This window comes from Uniformispora flossi (assembly GCF_049534875.1).
In the GTDB taxonomy this organism is placed as follows: domain Bacteria; phylum Actinomycetota; class Actinomycetes; order Streptomycetales; family Streptomycetaceae; genus Yinghuangia; species Yinghuangia aomiensis.
In genome coordinates this window covers 190,381-208,769 of sequence record NZ_JBMULZ010000014.1, presented here as the reverse complement: position 1 = coordinate 208,769, position 18,389 = coordinate 190,381, and the positions used below count along the sequence as shown (strand labels likewise).

15 protein-coding genes are annotated in these 18,389 nt (G+C 73.3%); 6 read left to right on the top strand and 9 right to left on the bottom strand.

Going from position 1 to position 18,389, the window contains the following annotated elements; all coding sequences use genetic code 11:
- Nucleotides 1–82 precede the first annotated feature (82 nt).
- From ACPA54_RS27505 to ACPA54_RS27495, 3 genes are read right to left on the bottom strand one after another with little or no spacing between them, the layout of a single operon-like run.
- Nucleotides 83–1,288 carry an alanine racemase gene (locus ACPA54_RS27505; protein ID WP_423534069.1) on the bottom strand — a complete coding sequence of 402 codons (1,206 nt, stop codon included), beginning with the start codon at nucleotides 1,286–1,288 and terminating at the stop codon, nucleotides 83–85.
- The gene (locus tag ACPA54_RS27500) at nucleotides 1,285–2,103 is read right to left on the bottom strand and encodes an IclR family transcriptional regulator (RefSeq protein WP_423534068.1); all 819 of its coding nucleotides are present in this window, start codon (nucleotides 2,101–2,103) and stop codon (nucleotides 1,285–1,287) included. The genes ACPA54_RS27505 and ACPA54_RS27500 overlap by 4 nt, the downstream gene beginning before the upstream one ends.
- A 7-nt stretch (nucleotides 2,104–2,110) precedes the next feature.
- Nucleotides 2,111–3,658 carry an N-acyl-D-amino-acid deacylase family protein gene (locus tag ACPA54_RS27495; RefSeq protein WP_423534067.1) on the bottom strand — a complete coding sequence of 516 codons (1,548 nt, stop codon included), beginning with the start codon at nucleotides 3,656–3,658 and terminating at the stop codon, nucleotides 2,111–2,113.
- Nucleotides 3,659–3,922: 264 nt separating this feature from the next.
- Between ACPA54_RS27495 and ACPA54_RS27490 the strand changes: the two genes are divergently transcribed.
- The 6 genes from ACPA54_RS27490 to ACPA54_RS27465 all read left to right on the top strand — a co-directional run bounded on the left by ACPA54_RS27490 (nucleotide 3,923) and on the right by ACPA54_RS27465 (nucleotide 10,632).
- A complete protein-coding gene (locus ACPA54_RS27490) occupies nucleotides 3,923–5,224 on the top strand; it encodes an extracellular solute-binding protein (RefSeq protein ID WP_423534066.1) in 1,302 nt (433 codons plus the stop codon).
- A gap of 10 nt (nucleotides 5,225–5,234) precedes the next feature.
- A complete protein-coding gene (locus ACPA54_RS27485) occupies nucleotides 5,235–6,203 on the top strand; it encodes a carbohydrate ABC transporter permease (protein ID WP_345680400.1) in 969 nt (322 codons plus the stop codon).
- A gap of 128 nt (nucleotides 6,204–6,331) precedes the next feature.
- Nucleotides 6,332–7,249 (top strand): carbohydrate ABC transporter permease, encoded by a 918-nt coding sequence (locus ACPA54_RS27480; RefSeq protein ID WP_423534065.1) that lies wholly within the window; start codon nucleotides 6,332–6,334, stop codon nucleotides 7,247–7,249.
- 4 nt (nucleotides 7,250–7,253) lie between these two features.
- The gene (locus ACPA54_RS27475; RefSeq protein WP_423534064.1) at nucleotides 7,254–8,939 is read left to right on the top strand and encodes a beta-N-acetylhexosaminidase; all 1,686 of its coding nucleotides are present in this window, start codon (nucleotides 7,254–7,256) and stop codon (nucleotides 8,937–8,939) included.
- 555 nt (nucleotides 8,940–9,494) lie between these two features.
- Nucleotides 9,495–9,908 carry a hypothetical protein gene (locus ACPA54_RS27470; protein WP_423534063.1) on the top strand — a complete coding sequence of 138 codons (414 nt, stop codon included), beginning with the start codon at nucleotides 9,495–9,497 and terminating at the stop codon, nucleotides 9,906–9,908.
- Nucleotides 9,909–10,119: 211 nt separating this feature from the next.
- Nucleotides 10,120–10,632 (top strand): hypothetical protein, encoded by a 513-nt coding sequence (locus ACPA54_RS27465; RefSeq protein WP_423534062.1) that lies wholly within the window; start codon nucleotides 10,120–10,122, stop codon nucleotides 10,630–10,632.
- Between the two features lie 15 nt (nucleotides 10,633–10,647).
- Here ACPA54_RS27465 and ACPA54_RS27460 read toward each other — a convergent pair whose 3' ends face one another.
- From ACPA54_RS27460 to ACPA54_RS27435, 6 genes are read right to left on the bottom strand one after another with little or no spacing between them, the layout of a single operon-like run.
- Nucleotides 10,648–11,430 (bottom strand): hypothetical protein, encoded by a 783-nt coding sequence (locus ACPA54_RS27460; RefSeq protein ID WP_423534061.1) that lies wholly within the window; start codon nucleotides 11,428–11,430, stop codon nucleotides 10,648–10,650.
- A 45-nt stretch (nucleotides 11,431–11,475) separates the two neighbouring features.
- Entirely contained in the window at nucleotides 11,476–13,116 is a 1,641-nt protein-coding gene (gene atzF, locus ACPA54_RS27455) for an allophanate hydrolase (RefSeq protein WP_423534060.1), read from the bottom strand.
- Nucleotides 13,113–15,185: a 5-oxoprolinase/urea amidolyase family protein gene (locus ACPA54_RS27450; RefSeq protein ID WP_423534059.1), complete on the bottom strand. Its 2,073-nt coding sequence runs from the start codon at nucleotides 15,183–15,185 to the stop codon at nucleotides 13,113–13,115. Before ACPA54_RS27450 ends, atzF begins: the two co-directional genes overlap by 4 nt.
- Nucleotides 15,182–15,817 carry an urea amidolyase associated protein UAAP2 gene (locus ACPA54_RS27445; protein ID WP_423534058.1) on the bottom strand — a complete coding sequence of 212 codons (636 nt, stop codon included), beginning with the start codon at nucleotides 15,815–15,817 and terminating at the stop codon, nucleotides 15,182–15,184. The genes ACPA54_RS27450 and ACPA54_RS27445 overlap by 4 nt, the downstream gene beginning before the upstream one ends.
- A complete protein-coding gene (locus tag ACPA54_RS27440) occupies nucleotides 15,814–16,560 on the bottom strand; it encodes an urea amidolyase associated protein UAAP1 (RefSeq protein WP_423534057.1) in 747 nt (248 codons plus the stop codon). The genes ACPA54_RS27445 and ACPA54_RS27440 overlap by 4 nt, the downstream gene beginning before the upstream one ends.
- Nucleotides 16,557–18,122, bottom strand: a complete 1,566-nt coding sequence (locus ACPA54_RS27435; protein WP_423534056.1) for an amino acid permease — start codon at nucleotides 18,120–18,122, stop codon at nucleotides 16,557–16,559. The genes ACPA54_RS27440 and ACPA54_RS27435 overlap by 4 nt, the downstream gene beginning before the upstream one ends.
- Between the last annotated feature and the right edge of the window lie 267 nt (nucleotides 18,123–18,389).

The window sequence follows — 18,389 nt, the reverse complement described above, 5'->3', positions numbered from 1 at the left end:
AATCCCCGTCTCTTGCGAAAGAATTGCGTGGCCGGCGCCGCAGCGGCAGAGCGGACGCCGAGGGGCAGCCGGTGGAACGGCATCAGAAGTAGGTGCGCAGCACGTCGGTCACCCGGTACGCGTCGTCGACGACCGGAATGACCCGCCACTTGTCGAACGCCGTGCACGGATGCGAGATGCCGAGGCGGACCAGGTCGCCCGGTCGGACGTCGGTGCCGCGGGTCTCCGCGTAGGCGTGCTGGTCGTCCAGTTTGACGACCGCCATGGCACCCGCCGGGCGGACGGTGCCGTCCGCGCCGCGGATGCCGCGGGGCCGGGGCAGGTCCAGGTCGAAGGGGACGTCGCGGCGCCCGGCTCCGAGAATCGCGAGTCCCGGCTCCGGCGCGGACAGGACCTGCGCCCACACGTCGAGGGCGCCGTCGAGGGTGCCCTCGTCCGGGTGCCGGACGAAGGGCGTGACGCGCCGGTAGTAGCCGTCGTCGTGCGAGACGTACGCGCCGCTGCGGAGAATCACCGTGCGGTCCGGCAGTCCGCCGAGCACCGCTGCGACCGCGTCGAACCACGCGCTGCCGCCCGCCGAGACGACCGGCTTGCCCGGTGCGATCGCCGCGACGGCGTCGCCGACCGCGACCAGCTCGTGCAGCCATGCGGTGACGGCGTCGGCGTCGGGGAGTCCGCCTTCGTATCCGGCGACGCCCGCCACGCCGAGTCCCGCGTCGGCCGCGGTGCGGGCGAGCGCCACGGCCTCCGCGGTCGAGCGGCAGCCGGTGCGGCCGCCCGGCCGGCCCAGCTCCACGAGCACGTCCAGCCGGCCGCCGGGCACCTCCGCGACCGCGCGCGCGGCGGCCGCCACGCCCTCGGGGGAGTCGACGTAGAAGGGCAGTTCGGCGCCGTCGCGGACCTGCGCGGCGATCCAGCGCAGGGCGCGCGGATCCAGCACCTCGTTGGCGAGGAGCAGCCGCGGTACCCCGAAGTTCCGCGCGGCCAGTGCCTGGTTGGGCGTGGCGACGGTGATGCCCCAAGCCCCGGCGGCGAGTTGGGAGGCGAACAGCTTGGGTGCCATCGACGTCTTGCCGTGCGGTGCGAAGAGCATGCCGTGGCGGCGGGTGTACGCGGCCATGGTGGCGATGTTCGCGCCCAGCGCGGACTGCCGGGCGACCATCACCGGATACGTGAACGGACCGTCGAAGAGCGAGAGTTCGCCGGACGTCAGGTCGGCTTCCGGAACGGCGTCGCCGGTCAGCCACAGGCCCTTGTCGAAGCCGTCGAACGTGCCGAGGCCGCTCATCGCGTCGCTCCCAGCGTCCGGGACACGCGCTGTGCGGCAGCGGCCACGGCCGGGCCGAGGTCGCGCACCCGCGCGGCGGTGACGCGCGAGGTCAGGCCGGAGAGCGACAGTGCTCCGGTCACCGTGTTGTCGTGGTCGAAGATCGGGGCTGCCACGCAGCGCACCTCCGGTTCGTTCTCGCGGTCGTCGACGGAGTAGCCGCGCGTCCGTATGCGCGCCAACTCGGCCCGCAGCGCGTCGGGTTCGGTGAGGGTGCGGGCGGTGATCGCGGGCAGGCCGGCGGCGATCACCGTGCCGACGGCTTCCTCGGGCAGCCACGCGAGCATGGCCTTGCCGACCGCCGTGCAGTACATCGGCGCGCGGGAGCCGATCCGGGACGCCATCCGCACCTGGGTCTCGTTCTCGACCTTGTCGATGTAGACGACGTGCGGTGCGTCGGGGACGCACAGGTGCACCGTGCCGCCCCACTCGCGCATCAGCCGGTGCGCCTCGTCGGAGGCGACCGTGCGCAGGTCGAGCCCGGCCAGGTAGGCCTGCCCGAGCGCCAGCGCCCCCGAGCCGAGCCGGAAGTGCCCGGATTCCCGGTCGCGGGTCAGCAACTGGGCGTCGAGCAGCGGGGTGGCCAGGCGCAGCACGGTGCTCTTGGACAGGTCGAGCGCCTCGGCGATCTGGGTCAGGGTGAGCCCGGGCGCGTGCCCGGCGTGGTCGCGGACGTGCTCGAGGACGAGCAGTGCGCGGCGCAGCGACGCGGACTGGTTGCGGTCGCCGATCGCGGTCACGGACACGCCGGTGCGCGGACGGGCGGGATTCGTCATCGGCGGGTCACCTCGGGCTCAGCGGACGGCCCGGGGTGCGCCCGGTGAGGGCGCCGCCGGCCAGGACGGGGACGCCGGCCACGAGGACGTCGGCGATGCCGTCGGCGACCTGCCGGGCGTCGCCGTAGTCGGCGCGGTCGGCGACGGCGTGCGGGTCGATGACGGCGAGGTCGGCGGCCATGCCGGTGCGGACGAGGCCGCGGTCCGCGAGGCCGAAGCGGCGGGCCGGGTGGGCGGCGAGGTGGACGGCGGCCTGCTCCCAGGTCCAGTCGCCGAGTTCCACGACGTGCCGGGCCAGCATCCGGGCGAACGCGCCCCAGCCGCGGGGGTGGGGGCTGCCGCCGATGTAGATGCCGTCGGAGCCGCCGATGTGCGCGGGGTGGCGCAGCAGGGCCCGGACCGACGCGTCCGAGTTGGTCGGCGGCTGGTCGAACACGGCGCCGGCCTGGAGGCGGGTGGCGAGCAGCAGCTCGGCGCAGAACGCGGCGGGGGAGGAGCCGGCCTTGCGGGCCGCGTCGGTCAGCCGCAGGCCTTCCGCCCAGGCGAAGTCGTCGGAGGGCACGTGCGCGAGGACGATCCGCGGCCACAGGTCCGGGTCGGTCTCGGCGGCGAGCCGGGCCCGGACGGCGGGGTCGCCGAGGGCGTCGAGGGTGCGGTCCGGGTCGGGGTCGTCGAGCTCGCGGGGCAGCGCGACCATCGCGAGGATGCTGCATCCGCGCAGGTAGGGATAGGCGTCGAAGGTCAGGTCGAGGCCGGAGGCGCGGGCGTCGTCGACCAGGGCGACGAGTTCGTCGGCGGGGCCGTGGTAGTGCGAGACGTGGGTGGCGACGCCGGAGGCGCGGGCGACGGCGAGCAGTTCGGTCATCGCGCCGGACGCGGCGGACTCGTAGCCGCGCATGTGCGAGACGTGGGGGAGCCCGCGGCGGGCGGCGACGGCGGCCAGTGCGGCGAGTTCGGCGGTGTCGGCGTAGCGGCCGGGGACGTATTCGAGGCCGGTGGAGATCCCGCACGCGCCCTCGTCGAGGGACTGCTCGACCAGCCGGGCCATCGCGGCCAGGCCGGCCGGGTCCGCGGCGCGGGCGGTCGCGCCCAGCACGCTGTGCCGCACGGTGCCGTGCGGCACCAGGTAGGCGGTGTTGAGCGCGGTGGTGCCGGTGTAAGTGGCCAGCAGGTCGGCGACCGACACCGGTCCCGGCCCGAGCCCGGGGTGGGTGCCGTTGACGGCGGCGAAGTAGCGGGTGGCGAAGGCCAGGGCGGCGGGTGTGGCGGGGGCGTACGACAGTCCGTCCTGGCCGAGGACGAAGGTGGTCACGCCTTGCCGCAGCGCGGCCAACTGCACCGCGGGGTCGAGGACCGCGGCGTCGCCGTGCACATGCGCGTCGACGAATCCGGGCGCCACATAGCGCCCGGTGGCGTCGACCACCGTCGCCGCGCCGGCGCCGGGCAGGGCGCCCACGGCGGCGATGCGGCCGTCCTCGACCGCGACGTCCGCACGGAACGCGGGCGCCCCGGTGCCGTCGAGCACCCAGCCGCCGCGCAGCAGCACGTCGTACACCCGCGTCCTCCCGTCGTATGCCGTCGAAATCTTCGCCGATTCCGCCCAGGCGGTCTAGACCATGTTCGGCCAGAGAGCGATGACCAGGGACGTTACGACCAACACCGTGCCGTGTGCCAGTTTCGCGGCACCGTGTTTTGCAGTGCACAACGATCGCCCGCGGTTATTGCCGCCGAAGTGAACGGCTCCCTAACGTCCCGCATCACGCCGCACCGGCCTGTCCGTCCGCTTCCGCGAGCACAGCGGAGATCCTGGAGGAAAGTCGTGAAGATCCGCAGATGGACCACTGTCGCCCTGTCGGGCGCGGTCCTCGCCGCCACCGCCGCATGTGCCCCCGGCACGGCCTCCAAGAAGAACTCCGCGGACGAGCAGACCGGCACCGTCAAGGTGTGGCTGTACGACGAGGCGAACCGCGCCCCCAAGGAGAAGGTCGTCGCGGACGTCATCGCCGAGTTCAAGGCCGCGCATCCCAAGGTCGACGTGCAGGTCAGCTACATACCCACCGACGCGGGCCCGCGCGCGGAGAAGATGAAGGGCGCGTTCAACGACCCGAACAGCGCCCCGGACGTCGTCGAATTCGGCAACACCGACCTGTTCGGCTACGCCGCGGCCGGCGGTCTCGCCGACATCACCGCCGACCTCGCCTCCTGGACCGAGGGCGCCGACCTGCCGCAGGACCTCAAGGACACCACCGTCGTGAACGGGGCCCAGTTCGGCGTGCCCTGGTGGATCGGCCTCCGCTCGCTCTACTACCGCACCGACGTGTTCACCGAGCTGGGCATCAAGGCCCCGACGTCCTACGCCGAGCTGGTCGACGCGGCCAAGAAGGTCCGGACGGCCAAGCCGGACATGCTCGGCATCGCGGTCGGCGGAAAATACACGTACGGCGGACTCCCGTTCGTGTGGGCCGCGGGCGGGGACCTGGCGGCGCAGAACAACGGCGCCTACAAGGCCGCCATCGACTCGCCGCAGTCGCAGGCCGGCGTCAAGGCCTACACCGACCTGTTCGCGAAGGACATTTGCCCGCCCGAGCAGTGCGCGGACCTGACCGGCGGCAAGACCGTCGAGGCGTTCGCCGCGGGCAAGGCCGGCATGGCGATCCTCCCCAACTCCTCGCGCAGCGCCGTAGAGGCGGGCGCCGCCAAGGGCAAGTACGCGGTCGTCCCGCTGCCCGGCCAGACCCCCGGGTCGATCGCCCCCGCCTTCGCCGGCGGCAACGACCTCGGCGTCATGAAGTCCTCCCAGCACCGCACGCTCGCCGTGGACTTCCTCAAGGTGCTGGCCGGCAAGAAGTACCAGCTGGCGATGTTCGACGCGATGGGCAACCTGCCGACCCTCGCCTCCGCCCGCGCAGACGTGGTCGCCAAGGACCCCTTCCTCAAGCCGTTCATGGACACCCTGAACGCGGGCACCAAGTTCGTGCCCAAGGACGCCGCGTGGGCCAAGATCGACGCCCAGGCGGTCGTGCCGACGCTGTTCCAGAAGGTCGTCACCGGCAAGGCCGACGTGTCCGGCGCGTCGAAGGAAGCCGCCGACGCCATGAACGCCGCCTTCGGCGGGAAGTGACGGACTCCACGTGCCCGCCACCACCACGAGCCCCGCGCGGGCGGACCGGGACGACAACCCCGGCCGCCCGCGCGCGGGCGCGCCCGCCGCCCCCGCGCGCCGCAGACGCCGGATCCCCGTCCCGCTGGTCCTGCTGCTGCCCGCCGCGGTCGTCCTGATCCCGCTGTTCGGCTACCCCCTCTACCAGCTGGGCCTCCTGTCCTTCCTGGACTTCGGCCAGGAGCAGGCCTCCGGCGGCGTCCCGGCCCGGTTCGTCGGCCTCGACAACTACCGCACGCTGTTCGGCGACCGGCAGTTCTGGGACGTGCTCACCCAGACGGTGGTCTTCGCGGGCGCCTGCGTCGTCGGCACCCTCGCCGTCGGCGCCGCGCTCGCCGTCCTGCTCACCCGGGTCGGCAAGTGGCCGCGCCTGATCCTCATGTTCGCCGCCCTCGGCGCGTGGGCCGCGCCGGCGATGACCGGCGCCACGGTGTGGATGTTCCTCTTCGACACCAACCTCGGCCTGGTCAACGACGTGCTCGGCATGGACGGCCACAACTGGATGTACGACAAATGGCCCGCGTTCGCGTTGGTCGGCGCCGTGGTGGTGTGGCACTCCTTCCCCTTCGTCATGATCACCCTCTACGCCGGGATCCAGGCCATCCCCGGCTCCGTCCTCGAAGCCGCCCGCCTCGACGGCGCGAGCACCTGGACGACCTTCCGCCGCGTCATGCTGCCGATGCTGCGGCCGATCCTCACGATCGTCGTCATCCAATCGGTCATCTGGGACTTCAAGGTCTTCACCCAGGTCTACGTGATGACCAACGGCGGCGGCATCGCGGGACAGAACCTCACGCTCAACGTGTACGCGTACCAGAAGGCGTTCGCCGCCGACGACTACAGCCTCGGCTCGGCCATCGGCGTCGTCATGACGCTCATCCTGCTCGCCGTCACCGCCGTCTACATCCGCGCGCTGCGCCGTTCCGGGGAGGCCCTGTGACCAACCCAGTGACCAACCCAGTGACCAACTCAGCGACCAACTCAGCGACCAACTCAGCGACCAACTCAGCGACCAACTCAGCGACCAACTCGGCGACCAACTCAGCGACCAGCTCAGCGACCGGCCCAGTGACGAAAACCGCGACCCGTCCCGCCGCCGGCACCCGCAAGCCCCGCACCGGACGCGGCCGTCGGCTGACCGGGGACCGGCGCATCGGCCGGCACCTCGCGAACACCACCGCGATCATCGCCGCGATCGTGGCGGCGTTCCCGCTGTACTGGATGGTGCTGTCCGCACTCAAGCCCGACGACGAGATCAACTCGGCCCACCCGCGCCCGTGGACGTGGGCGCCCACGCTGGACAACTTCCGCAACGCGCTCGGCGTCAGCGGATTCGGCCGCTACTTCCTCAACAGCCTGCTGGTGGCGACGGTCGTGGTCGTGCTGTCCGCGGCCATCGCCTTCCTCGCCGCGGTCGCGCTCACCCGGTTCGACTTCAAGTTCCGCACCACGATCCTGGTGATGTTCCTCGTCGCCCAGATGGTCCCGGTCGAAGCGCTTACCATCCCGCTGTTCTTCCTGGTCCGCGACATGGGCGACGCGGTACCGCAGGTCGGCCTCAGCACGCTCGGCTCGCTCATGCTGGTCCACCTCGCGTTCTCGCTGCCGTTCGCGATCTGGATGCTGCGCGGCTTCGTCGCCGCGGTGCCGGACTCGCTCGAGGAAGCCGCCCGGCTGGACGGCGCGAACCGGTTCACCATCCTGTGGCGCATCCTGTTCCCGCTGATCGCGCCCGGCCTCGCGGCGACGAGCGTGTTCTCCTTCATCACCGCGTGGAACGACTTCGTCTTCGCCAAGACCTTCATCATCGGCAACGACGACAACCGCACCCTCCCGTCGGCGCTCCTCGTCTTCTTCAAACCCGACGAGAACGACTGGGGCGGCATCATGGCCGCCTCCACCCTCATGACCGTGCCGGTGCTGATCTTCTTCGTACTCGTGCAGCGCCACATGGTTTCCGGCCTCGGCGGCGCGGTGAAGGACTGAACGCGTGAACACCCGCCATGAACTGCCGGAACTGCCCGACCCCGCTGCCGGGCGCCGCACGCCCGTGCCGCTCCCGGAACGGCTCGCCTGGCACGACGGCGCTTTCCGCCTCGACGCCGCCACGGGCCTGCACGTCCACCCCGAGGCCCCCGAACTAGCCCCCGAAGCCGCCTGGTTCCGCGCAGTCGTCGGAGCCGCACTCGGCTGCCCGCTGCCGGACGCCGCCGCGCTGCGGCCCGGCACGGTCAGCCTCGGCCTCGACGCCGGCCTCGGCACCGAGGCCTACCGGCTGTCGGTGCGCCCCGACACCGTCGTCCTGGTCGGCGGCGACCGCGCCGGCGTCTTCCGCGGACTCCAGACGCTGCGCCAACTCCTGCCGCCCGCCGCGCTGCGCCGCGCCCGGATCGCCGAAGGGCCGTGGGAGATCCCCGCGGTGTCGATCGGCGACCGGCCCAAGTACCCGTGGCGCGGCGTCCTGCTCGACGTGGTCCGGCACTTCCTGCCGAAAGCGGACGTGCTGCGGTTCGTCGACACGATGGCCGTCCACCACCTCAACGTCCTCCATTTGCACCTGACCGACGACCAGGGCTGGCGTTTCCCCGTGCCCGGATGGCCGCGGCTGGTCGACGTGGCGGCGTGGCGCGCGGAGAGCATGGTCGGCACTCGGCACGCGCCGAAGTTCGACGGGCGGCCGCACGGCGGCTACTACACCGCCGACGACCTGCGCGAGATCGTGGCGTACGCCGCCGACCGGCACATCACCGTCGTCCCCGAAGTCGACCTGCCCGGCCACGCGCAGGCCGTGCTCGCCGCCTACCCCGAACTCGCCGCCGGACCCGCACCCGACGGGGTCCGCACCGGATGGGGTATTTCGGACGCCGTGCTGGCCGCCTCCGACACCGCGCTGGCGTTCTGCCGCGACGTGCTCGACGAAGTGTGCCGGATCTTCCCGTCCCGATACGTCTGCGTCGGCGGCGACGAAGTCCCGCGCGGACCTTGGCGCGGCGACCCGGTGTCCCTCGCGCGCGCGGCCGAACTCGGGCTGCCGGACAGCGGCGCGCTCCGACACTGGTTCACCGCGCAACTCGCCGGCATCCTCGCCGGGCACGGGCGCACCCTGTTCGGCTGGGACGAGATCCTCGAGGACGGCGCCCCGGACGGCGCGCTCGTCGGCGGCTGGCGCGGCGACCACGGCACGCTGGCCGCCGCCCGCGCCGGACACGACGTGGTGGCAAGCCCGGACACGTCCGTCTACCTCGACTACCGCCAAGGCGAGCACCCCGGCGAGCCCATCCCGATCGGCACGCTGGTGACCGTCGCCGACATCCACGGCTTCGAACCGGTCCCCGACGCGCTCACCCCCGCCGAAGCCCGGCACGTGCTCGGCGGCCAAGCGGCGCTGTGGGCCGAACAGCTCGACTCGCCGCGCGCGGTCGACTATGCGGCCTACCCGCGCCTGTGCGCGTTCGCCGAAGCCCTGTGGACCCGCGGCCCGCGCGACACCGCGGAGTTCCTGGCCCGCCTCGCTCGCGACCACGTGCCGCGGCTCGACGCGCTCGGCATCGAGTACCGGCCGCTCGCCGGGCCGCACCCGTGGCAGACCCGGCCGGACACCCCGGGGCATCCGCGTGAGCGCGCCGATCGGGACGCGGAACTGCGGGCCATGACGCGACGGCTGCGGAAAGAATGAAGAATCGGCGTCCGTCGATACGCCGTACGGGTGGTCTTGGCGCGCGTCGCCGCAAACATCCGGTAGGTGGCGGCGCCACCCCTCGATAGTCGGGCTAAGTCCGGCTATCCGACAGACAGTAAGTCGGTAAGTCGGATGAACCGCCCGGAATGCGGAGCAGGCGACCGGCCCGAGAGCGCCACGGACCGGCCGCACGCGAAGCCCGGCGGCGCCGCGATCCGGCACCGCCGACCCGGGCGTACGGCGGGAATCGGGACCCGCCGTACGGTCGACGGCGGGGTGGCGGTCTTCGGGAGGCCGCTCACCCCGCCGCGCGGTATATCCGCGACCGGCAGAGCCGCACCGCTGTGCCGATGCCGCCGCTGTCCGGGGCTGGGAACGGGGGACAGATCGTGGCGCTGTCGGCCCGGACGTACGCGCGCTTGGAAAGCTGCCGGATCTCCTACGAGCGGTTCGTGCCGGCGTTGCCGAACGGGCGGGTGGGGGAGGACTGGTGAGAGTGCCTCCGGCGTGCGGCGATTTCGGCTGCGCACGTCATATGACTACTCTACGCACATGGTTGACGACACTCTGATGAGCGACGCCGAGGCGGCGGCCCGCGCCCTGCTGGACCGCCGCATCGAACTGATCCGCGAACTCACCGCGGCGACCACCGAACTCGAACCCCTGCAGCGCGCCGCGGCACGAGGCGAACAACGCGTCCGCGACGCCTGGTCGGAGGCGCTGGCAGGCGGCTGGACGGCGGAGGAACTGCGGAGCCTCGGCGTACCGGAGCCGGACCGCAAGCCCACGGCGAAGAAGACGGCCCCCAAGCCCCGCGGGAGCGTGGCTGCGCCGACCCCGAGTCCCGTTCCCACTCCGGATCCGACGCCGACGCCGACGCCGGCTGGCGAGCCGAGGGAGCCGTCCGCAGCCGGTAGGGGCGCGACCGGCGAGGGCGCGACCGGTGAGGCAAGTCAGACGGGCTGACGGCGCGCTCGCTCGCTACGCCGGGGGTGCCGTCGGTCCGGCTTTGCCCCGACCGGCTACACCTGCCGCATCTGCCGCAACCCCGACGCGTCTACCGATGGCGCCCCCACCGTCACGGCCCTCCGCGCCGCCTTGGCCGCTGCGCAGCCCGAGTGATCAACACGGCCCATACACCCTCCAGTTGGCGAATTCGCCTGGGTACGCTGGCCTCATGGTGTCAAACGGGGACGACTACCAGACCGATCCGCTCACCCCTGAACCACCCTCGGCCACAACCGAAGCCCCACCCCGTCTGGGACCCCACGACACCCCCGTCAAAGCCGCCCACGCAGCCGGCCTGGCCGTCCTCGCGCTCTCCGAACTCTGGCGGGCCGACCTCAAGGCCGCGTCCGGCAACGGCACGACGCCCAGCGGCACCGGTCGGCTCTACAAGGCCCTCGTCAGCGTGTCCGACAAGGACTGGCACAAAGCGGCCGTCGACGTCTACGAGAAGATCTCGTTCGGCGAAGGCCGAGCCGCGCTGTGGGCGGCGGTGTTCTTCGCCCTCGTCGTCCGCCTCAACCGGCACGGCCCCGAGAAGCTCCAACTCGCGCTCTCGTACGTCACCGCCGCCTACTGCGTCGTCGCCGCGATCACCGGCGCCTACTTCTTCCTCGCGGGCGGGCGCGCGATCCCCGTCATCGCGCTCAGCCTGGGCCTCGTGTGGGCATCCACCCGCGACTGACGCCCCGCACACCCGTCACCGGGCCGGGTACGTCGCGCAGATCAGCGCGTTCATATCGCTCACCACCCACGTCCAGTACCGCGTCCGGTCGTTCGCCGCACGCGAGCACGCCCCGCGCGGGATCGTGCTCGGCGCCCGGAACACCCCGGTGATCACCAGCATCGAATCGAAGTCCGCCGGAATACGGTCCGCCCCGCAGTCCACCCACGTGAACAGGTTCGCGGAATACTCCGGCGCACTGTCCGGCCCGCCCGTCCGTTTCACCAGGAAGCACTGGCCCTGCTGGAACCGGCGCTCCAGGCACAGCGAAACGTCGCCGTACGACAACCGCGCATAGGCCGATTCCCCGCTCGGGCACGTCGAATTCACGCCCGCCACCCGCGCATACGCCGCATCCGCCGAGCAGTCCACCATCACCGGCACGTCCGAGTTCCACGCGGCGCCGTCGCGGTAGCCGGTCTTGTACGCGTTGAGGCACGTCCCCACCCGCGCCGCGGCCGCGAACGCGTCCGCCTGCGGGTCGCGCGCCCGGCTGGGCGACGGCTCCCGCGTCGCCGGGACCCGGGGCGTCCGCGTCGGGCCCGGGAAATCGTCCTCGTCGGACGGCAGTTGCGTCCCCGACCGGACCGTCGGCGTGGGCACCGGCCCTGGCCCGCCGTCCGACGTGGCGTTCCCCGCCTCGAACGGCGACGCGTCGTTCCGCAACGCCACGGGTAGCGGCCCGATCAGGAACACCAGCGCCGCCGCACCCAACACGACGCTCCCGTACGGCTTTTCCCGCCCCGATGCCCCTGACATGCCCGGCATGCTACGGACCCGGGCACCGGTGCGGAACCGTCCCCCTCACCCCGGCGAGCCGTCCGCCGCAGCCAGGACGCGCCGCCAACTCCCGTACCGCGACACGTCTTCGGCGTCGCGCACCGCACCTTCCACGGTGACGAACCCGGCGACCGACGTCCCGTCCGCGAGCGCCACCCGCCCCAGGCCCAACGGCGCCGGGATCTGCGACAGCAGCCACCCCACGCCCTGCTCGGGCACGTCCCATACCTCGACCGCGATGCCCGCGGCAGGCCCGTCGCCGCCCGCGACCAGCCCCGGCCGGGGAATCCCGGGGCCGGGCAGCCGGAACAGGCGGTATCCGGCGGCCGTCCGCGTACGGCGGTGCAGGCGCGCCCCGAAGGACAGCAGCTGCCCGTTGAGCGGGAGTCCGCTCAGGTGCGCGCCCGCGACCGCGAGCAGGACCCGGCCGGGAGCCGGGGCCGGGTCCGCGTACGGTTCGCCGCACCACCGCGCCGCCGCGTCGAGCAGCGGCTCGTCCGCGAACGCGGGCGCGACGAACTGCACGCCGAACGGCAGCCCGTCCGCCCGCGTGCCGGCGGGGACCGCGACCGCCGCCAGGTCCAGCAGGTTCACGAAGTTCGTGTACGTCCCGAGCCGCGCGTTGACCCCCACCGGATCCGCCGCCACCTCCGCGAGCGTCGGATGCCCCGGCGTGACCGGCAGCATCAGCGTGTCGACCTCCCACCACACGGGCTCGGTCGCGCGCCGCAGTTCCGCGAGCCGGTCCAGGCCCGCGAACACGTCGGCACCGCCGACGTCCCGCCCGGCCAGGGCGATCCGGCGCACCGTCGGGTCGAGGTGCGGCCCGTCCGGGGTCAGGAGCGACCCGAACGCGGCGAAGCGCTCGGCGGGCCACGGTCCCGCGTACAGGAGTCGGGCCGCGGCCAGGAACGGTGCGATGTCGACCTCGACCACGGCGTCGAACACGGTCCGGGCCCGCGCCACCGCGGCCTGCCATGCCGCGTCGTGCTTCGGGTCCAGGTCGAGCGGTCCGGCCGGAACGGCGGCGACGCGCAGGGATGCCGCGATGCCCGGCGGCGGCACCGCGGGCGCGGCCCGCGACCACGGGTCGCGGGGGTCGAACCCGGCCATCGCCCGCAGTGCGGTGCGTCCCTCGGCGACCGTGCGGGTGAACGCCGTGACGCAGTCGAGGGAGCGGCAGGCCGGCAGGAGGCCGCGCGCGGACACCAGGCCGCGGGTCGGTTTGATCCCGACGATGCCGTTGAAGGCCGCCGGGACCCGTCCCGAGCCCGCCGTGTCGGTGCCCAGCGCCAGCGGCACGTCGCCGCGTGCCACGGCCACCGCGCTGCCCGAACTGCTGCCGCCGGAGACGCGGTCCGCGGCGAACACGCTGTGGCACGCGCCGTACGGGCTGCGCGTGCCGACCAGCCCCGTCGCGAACTGGTCCATGTTCGTCTTTCCGACCGGCACCGCCCCGGCCGCCGCCAGCCGCGCCACCGCCTCGGCGTCCGCCTCCGCCACCCGGTCGGCGAGCGCCGGGCATGCCGCCGTGGTCGGCAGCCCCGCCACGTCGAGGTTGTCCTTCACCGCGAAGCGCACCCCGGCGAGCGGGCCGTCGGCCGGGGCGGACCGCTCGCGGGCCCGCACCCGCTCCTCGGGATATCGGTTGATCCAGACCGTCACCGGGCCGCCCACCTCTCGCGTTCCGCGGCGAACGCGGACTGCCGTCGTTTCGTGAACTCGTCCGCCTCGCGGCGTAGTTCCTCGGTGATCAGGGAGTTCGCGGCGGTCAGGTCCGCCCACGTCAACGTGGCCGTATGCGTTTCCAGGTCGGCCCGCCCCGCGGCGATGTCCGCCCGCAGGCGCAGAAGCTCGTCACCCGGCACCGGCCGGAACCGCAGCCGGTCGAAGAGCCGCAGCTGCCACGGGAACTCGTCGCGGGGGCCGGTCAGCCGCCACACCGGGACGGTACGTCCGACCAGCTGGTAGCCGCCGGGGCCCTCCATGCCGTACACGCACAGGTAGACCCCGCCGATACCGACCGCGTTCTCCGGCGTCCAGGTGCGCGCCGGGTCGTACTTCGTGGTCACCAGCCGGTGCCGCGGGTCGAGTGGCACGGCCACCGGCGCGCCCAGATACACGTCCCCGAGCCCCAGGACAAGGTACGTCGCGGCGGACACGACGTCGAAGACCGCGTCGCGCGACGGCAAGTCGTTGACCCGCCGGATGAACTCCACGTTGTCGGGACACCACGGCGCATCCGGACGCACGCCGCGCTGGTAGCGGGCCATCGCCTCGTGCGCCGCGGGATCGTCGAGCGAGATCGGCAGCACGACCTCGCGAACGGGGAGTTCGACGCCGCGCGGGTCCGGGGACGACGCCCATGCGGCGCCGATCGCCTCGGCCAGGACCGCCGCGTCGAGCCGCGCGGTGTCGAACGCCAGCAGCAGCGAGCGCACGCCCTCCACCATTTCGACCACGCCCGCCGGGCCGCCGACCCCGAAACCGCGGTCGGCCAACGCGCGTGCCAGCAGGTGGACCTGCAGGCGCACGGTCAGATCCAGGCGGGGCGGGCCTACTTCGACCAGGACATGGTGGTCGCCGGAATACCGCACGGTGAGCGCCGGTCGCACCCCGGACGCCGGAACCTCCACCAGCGCGTCCGGACGCTCCGGCCCCGCGCCCGACGCCGGCGCGTCCGACGCGTGCCGACCGGCCGCCTCCCACCGCGCGGCCGCGGCGCGGGGATCGGCGAGTTCCGCCGCGCGCGCCCGGTTCGCGCGCGCCGCCTCGGCCGGAGTCACCGGCACCAGGCGAACCCGGTCGTCCGGCCGCAGTTGCGCGAGCTTCCACCGGTCCGCGCGGATCACCGCCGCCGGCACCGCGAACCCGCCGAGGCTCGGCCCGTCCGGGCCCACGACGACGGGGGTGTTGCCGGACAGCATGATCCCGCCGACCGGATAGGCGCTGTCGTGGATGTTGCTCGGATGCAGCCCCGCCTCACCGCCGTCCGCCCGCGCCCACGCGGGCGCCGGACCCACCAGCCGCACACCCGTGCGGTCGGCGCGGTGGTCGACCCGCCATTCGGCGGCGAACAGCTTGGCGGGCCCGCCGTCCGCCAGATGCACCGGCGCCCCGTGCGGACCCGGCACGACCCGAAGCTCCCACCGGTCGGTCAGCTCCGGCAGCACCGGCGTCACATCGACCGGCGCCGCCAGGTTCTCCGCCGACCCGGCCGGCAGGGCGTCCCCGGCGGCGAGCGCCCGGCCCGCCAAACCGCCGAACTTGCCCAGCAGGAACGTCGTCCGGCTCCCCAGCACCGCGGGCACCGCGATGCCGCCGCCGACCGCCAGGTACTGCCGCATGCCCGGCCCGTCCGCCGCCCCCAGGTCCAGGACCTGCCCGGGCGCCACCACGGTCACCCGGCCCGGCACCACCGGCCGCCCGTCGAGCCGCGCATCCGCGACCGCCCCGGTCACGCACACCAGGACCCGGCGCTCGCACCGCAGCACCGGCCCGCGCACGACCGCCTCGATTCCGGCGGCCGACCGCGGATTCCCCACCGCCGCGTTCGCCAGCGCGAACGACCGGTCGTCGAACGCCCCCGACGGCGGGACGCCGACACCCCACAGCCCGGTGCGCCCGTCGAGGTCGACGACCAACGACTGCAAACCGGGGGAGAGGACGGTGAACGCGGTCGCGGCTCCGGCACACAGGACCTCGGCCGGGTTCGCCTGCGTCGCCGCGGTCACGACGACCACCCCGCGAGCCGCACCGGCGTCGGGTCATAGCCGTTGCACGGGTTGTTCAGCTGCGGGCAGTTGCTCACAAGCACCAGCACGTCGCGCTCGGCCCGCAGCTCCACGTACTTCCCCGGCGCCGAGACGCCGTCCTCGAACGTGAGCCCGCCGTCCGGAGTGAGCGGCACGTTCATGAAGAAGTTGACGTTGTGCGTCAGATCCCGCTTCTCCAGCCCCCGCCCCCACGCCGTCGCCTGGCGCACGAACGTGGTGCGGCAGGCGTGCTGGTGCCGGGTGTGCTCCCCGTACCGCACCACGTTGCTCTCCTGCGAGCACGCGCCGCCGAGCGTGTCGTGCCGCCCGCACGTGTCCGCGACGACGACGGCCAGCGGATCGAGGTCGACCGACAGCAGCACCGAGCCCGTCGTCAGGTAGACCGCGCCCTGCTCGCGCACCGTGTCGACCGCGCTGTAGCGGTTCGCGTAGTCGTGCGCGTCGAAGAACAACGTGTCCACGGCCTGGTTGCCGCACAGGTCGACAATCCGCAGCCGGCCGCCCGCCGGGACCTCGCCGATCCACCCGTCGCCCGCACCGACCGTCACGTCGAACAACTGCCCGGCGTCCCGCGTGCTCCCCGCGCTCATACGAACGTCCTTTCCGCCGCCGCCAACGCCCGCCCCGACTCCGCCCGGAACACCCGCGACGCGTCGTCCGGCCCCGGCGCCGCCACGGCCGACACCGACGCCGCCACCCGCGCCGGCGCCCACACCGGATTCGGGTCCAGCGGATGCGGCGCACTCGACAGCACCACCAGCACGTCCTGCTCGGTGCGCAGTTCGACCCAGTCCCCGGCCGCCGCATGACCCGGCGCAAAGACCAGCGAGCCCCGCTCGTCACCCGTCGGCACGACCTTGCTGAAGAAGTTCACCGTCGCGTGCAGGTCGCGCTTCCCCAGGCCGTGCTTCGCCAGCTCGTCCGTCAGCCCCGACCGGGCACTGCGCCGCCACGCGTTGCGGTCCGCCGCGTAGTCCGACGGCCCGAACCGCGCCGCCACCTGCCCGTCCGTGCTGTGCCCGGTCACCGCGTCGTGCCAGTCGAGCGAGGAACCGGTCACCGAGGCCAGCGCCCGCCCCATGTCCGACATCAGCACCATCGGGGCACGCACACACGCCGACATCTGCGCCTTCAAGGTGTCGGGGACATCGAGCCGTTCCAGCGGGTCGGCAGCCGCGTACATCAGCACCGACACGTTCGCGCCGCCGTCCAGGCACGTCAGGCGCAGCGCCCGATGCCGGCGCAGCCGCACCGCCCACGCCGCACCCGCCGCGACCTCGTGCGTGAAGCCGACAGCCGTGGCGGACGCCGCCGCCCCGTGCGCCGCCGTCACGACGCCACCGCCGCGGCCCGGGCCTCCGCACGGGCTTCCGCACCGGTCTCCGCGTCCGGGCGTTCGCGGCGCACCCACGCATAGGCGCCGGCACCCGCGGCGAGCGCGCCCGCGAGGAACAGGACGGCGAACCACGCCAAGTACCAGTGGCCGCCGGCCGGGTCGTACACCTCCGCCCGCGGCCAGGCGATGTTGACCGTCATCAAAAGGCCGTACACCACCGCACCGATGTTCACCACCACACCGAACCGGCCGAGCGAGAACCCCTCCTGCGCGGGCAGCAGGCCCCGCAGGCGCGCCCTCAGCATCGGCAGCGTGACCAGCAAGTACGCCAGGTACACCAGCACGATCGCGACCGACGTCAGCGCCGTGAACAGCTCCGCGCGCCCCACATTCACGACCAGCAGCGCCACCGCGCACAACCCGACGACCAGCGCGGGCAGCACCGGCGTCCCGGTCCGCGGCGACACCTTTGCCAGCCGCGCCGAACCCGGCAGCACGCCGTCCCGCGACATCGAGAACACCAGCCGCGTCGCCGCCGTCTGGATCGCCAGCGTGCAGACGAACATCGCCACCGCGACGTCGACCAGCAGCGCCTTGCCCAGCCCGGTGCCGAGCTGCGACGTCACCACGTACGGCAGTCCGCCCGCCGCCAGCTCACCGTCCGACAGGCTCGGCGCCGCCATCAACGCACCCAGCAGAAGCAGCAACCCCGCCACACCGGACACCGCCAAAGCCCGCACGATCGCCCGCGGCGCGGTACGCCGCGGGTTCTTCGTCTCCTCGGCCAACTCGCCCGCACTGTCGAAGCCGTACATCACATACGCCGCCATCAACGCCGACACGAGGAACGCCCCGGCATACCCGCCGCCGCCTCCGGCCCCGCCCGTCTGCGTCACCACCGACGGCCCCCGCTCGGCATGCCCGAACAGCAGCACCACCAGCAGCGCCACACCGACCAGTTCGCACGCCACACCCACGCTGTTGACCAGCGACATGGCCTTGACGCCCACCGCGGTGATCGTCGTCGTCACCACGATCAGCGCGGTGCCGAGCAGGACCGCGTTCGCCGCACCGTCCCCCGACGCCAGCGCCGTGTCCGTGCCCACGACCTGGAACCCCGACCACACCTGCGGCAGCACCACCTGCAACGCGATCGCCGCCGCGGCCACCGACACGACCTGCCCGATCAGCATCAGCCAGCCCGCGAACCACCCGGTCACCCCGGTCGAAAGCCGTCGCGACCACTGGTACACGCACCCGGCGATCGGATAGCGCGCCGCCAATTCGGCGAAACACAACGCGACCAGCAGCTGCCCGGCGAACACCAGCGGCCACGTCCAGAAGAAGGCCGGCCCGCCGAACCCGAACCCGAACGCGAACAACTGGAAAACCGTGGTCAGGATCGACACGAACGAGAACCCGGCCGCGAACGAGGCGAACGAGCCCAGTTTCCGGTGCAACTGCTGTTCATAGCCGAACGACGCGAGATCCGCGGCATCGGCGCGGCCCGCCGGATCCGGTCCGGGGGGAGGCCCCGACGGGGCACTGAGCATGGTCATGGCGCGGTCCTTTCACGACGGAAAGCGGCAGCACGAACCCCGCGCACCGGCCCCGGGCGACACCGCCACGGGACCCGGGCGCCCTGGGCACCGGAGGAACGAAGAAGCGAACACGGCACGGGCAGCTCCCGGGACCGGGATCCGGACACACCGGATCGACCTGGCCTCCCGGGCTTTTCTCCCGCCGTGGAACGGGGCGTCGGCCCCGCCTGCGGCTCTCGGACCAGCCCCGCCGCGCGCCGTTTCGGCACCCGGCGGCGGAACCCT

Bases quoted from the DNA above. Each gene is read 5' to 3' on its own strand.
- ACPA54_RS27460 (WP_423534061.1), bottom strand. From the start codon at position 11,430: ATGTCAGGGGCATCGGGGCGGGAAAAGCCGTACGGGAGCGTCGTGTTG.
- ACPA54_RS27435 (WP_423534056.1), bottom strand. From the start codon at position 18,122: ATGACCATGCTCAGTGCCCCGTCGGGGCCTCCCCCCGGACCGGATCCG.
- ACPA54_RS27465 (WP_423534062.1), top strand. From the start codon at position 10,120: ATGGTGTCAAACGGGGACGACTACCAGACCGATCCGCTCACCCCTGAA.
- ACPA54_RS27470 (WP_423534063.1), top strand. From the start codon at position 9,495: ATGGTTGACGACACTCTGATGAGCGACGCCGAGGCGGCGGCCCGCGCC.
- ACPA54_RS27500 (WP_423534068.1), bottom strand. From the start codon at position 2,103: ATGACGAATCCCGCCCGTCCGCGCACCGGCGTGTCCGTGACCGCGATC.
- ACPA54_RS27505 (WP_423534069.1), bottom strand. From the start codon at position 1,288: ATGAGCGGCCTCGGCACGTTCGACGGCTTCGACAAGGGCCTGTGGCTG.
- ACPA54_RS27445 (WP_423534058.1), bottom strand. From the start codon at position 15,817: ATGAGCGCGGGGAGCACGCGGGACGCCGGGCAGTTGTTCGACGTGACG.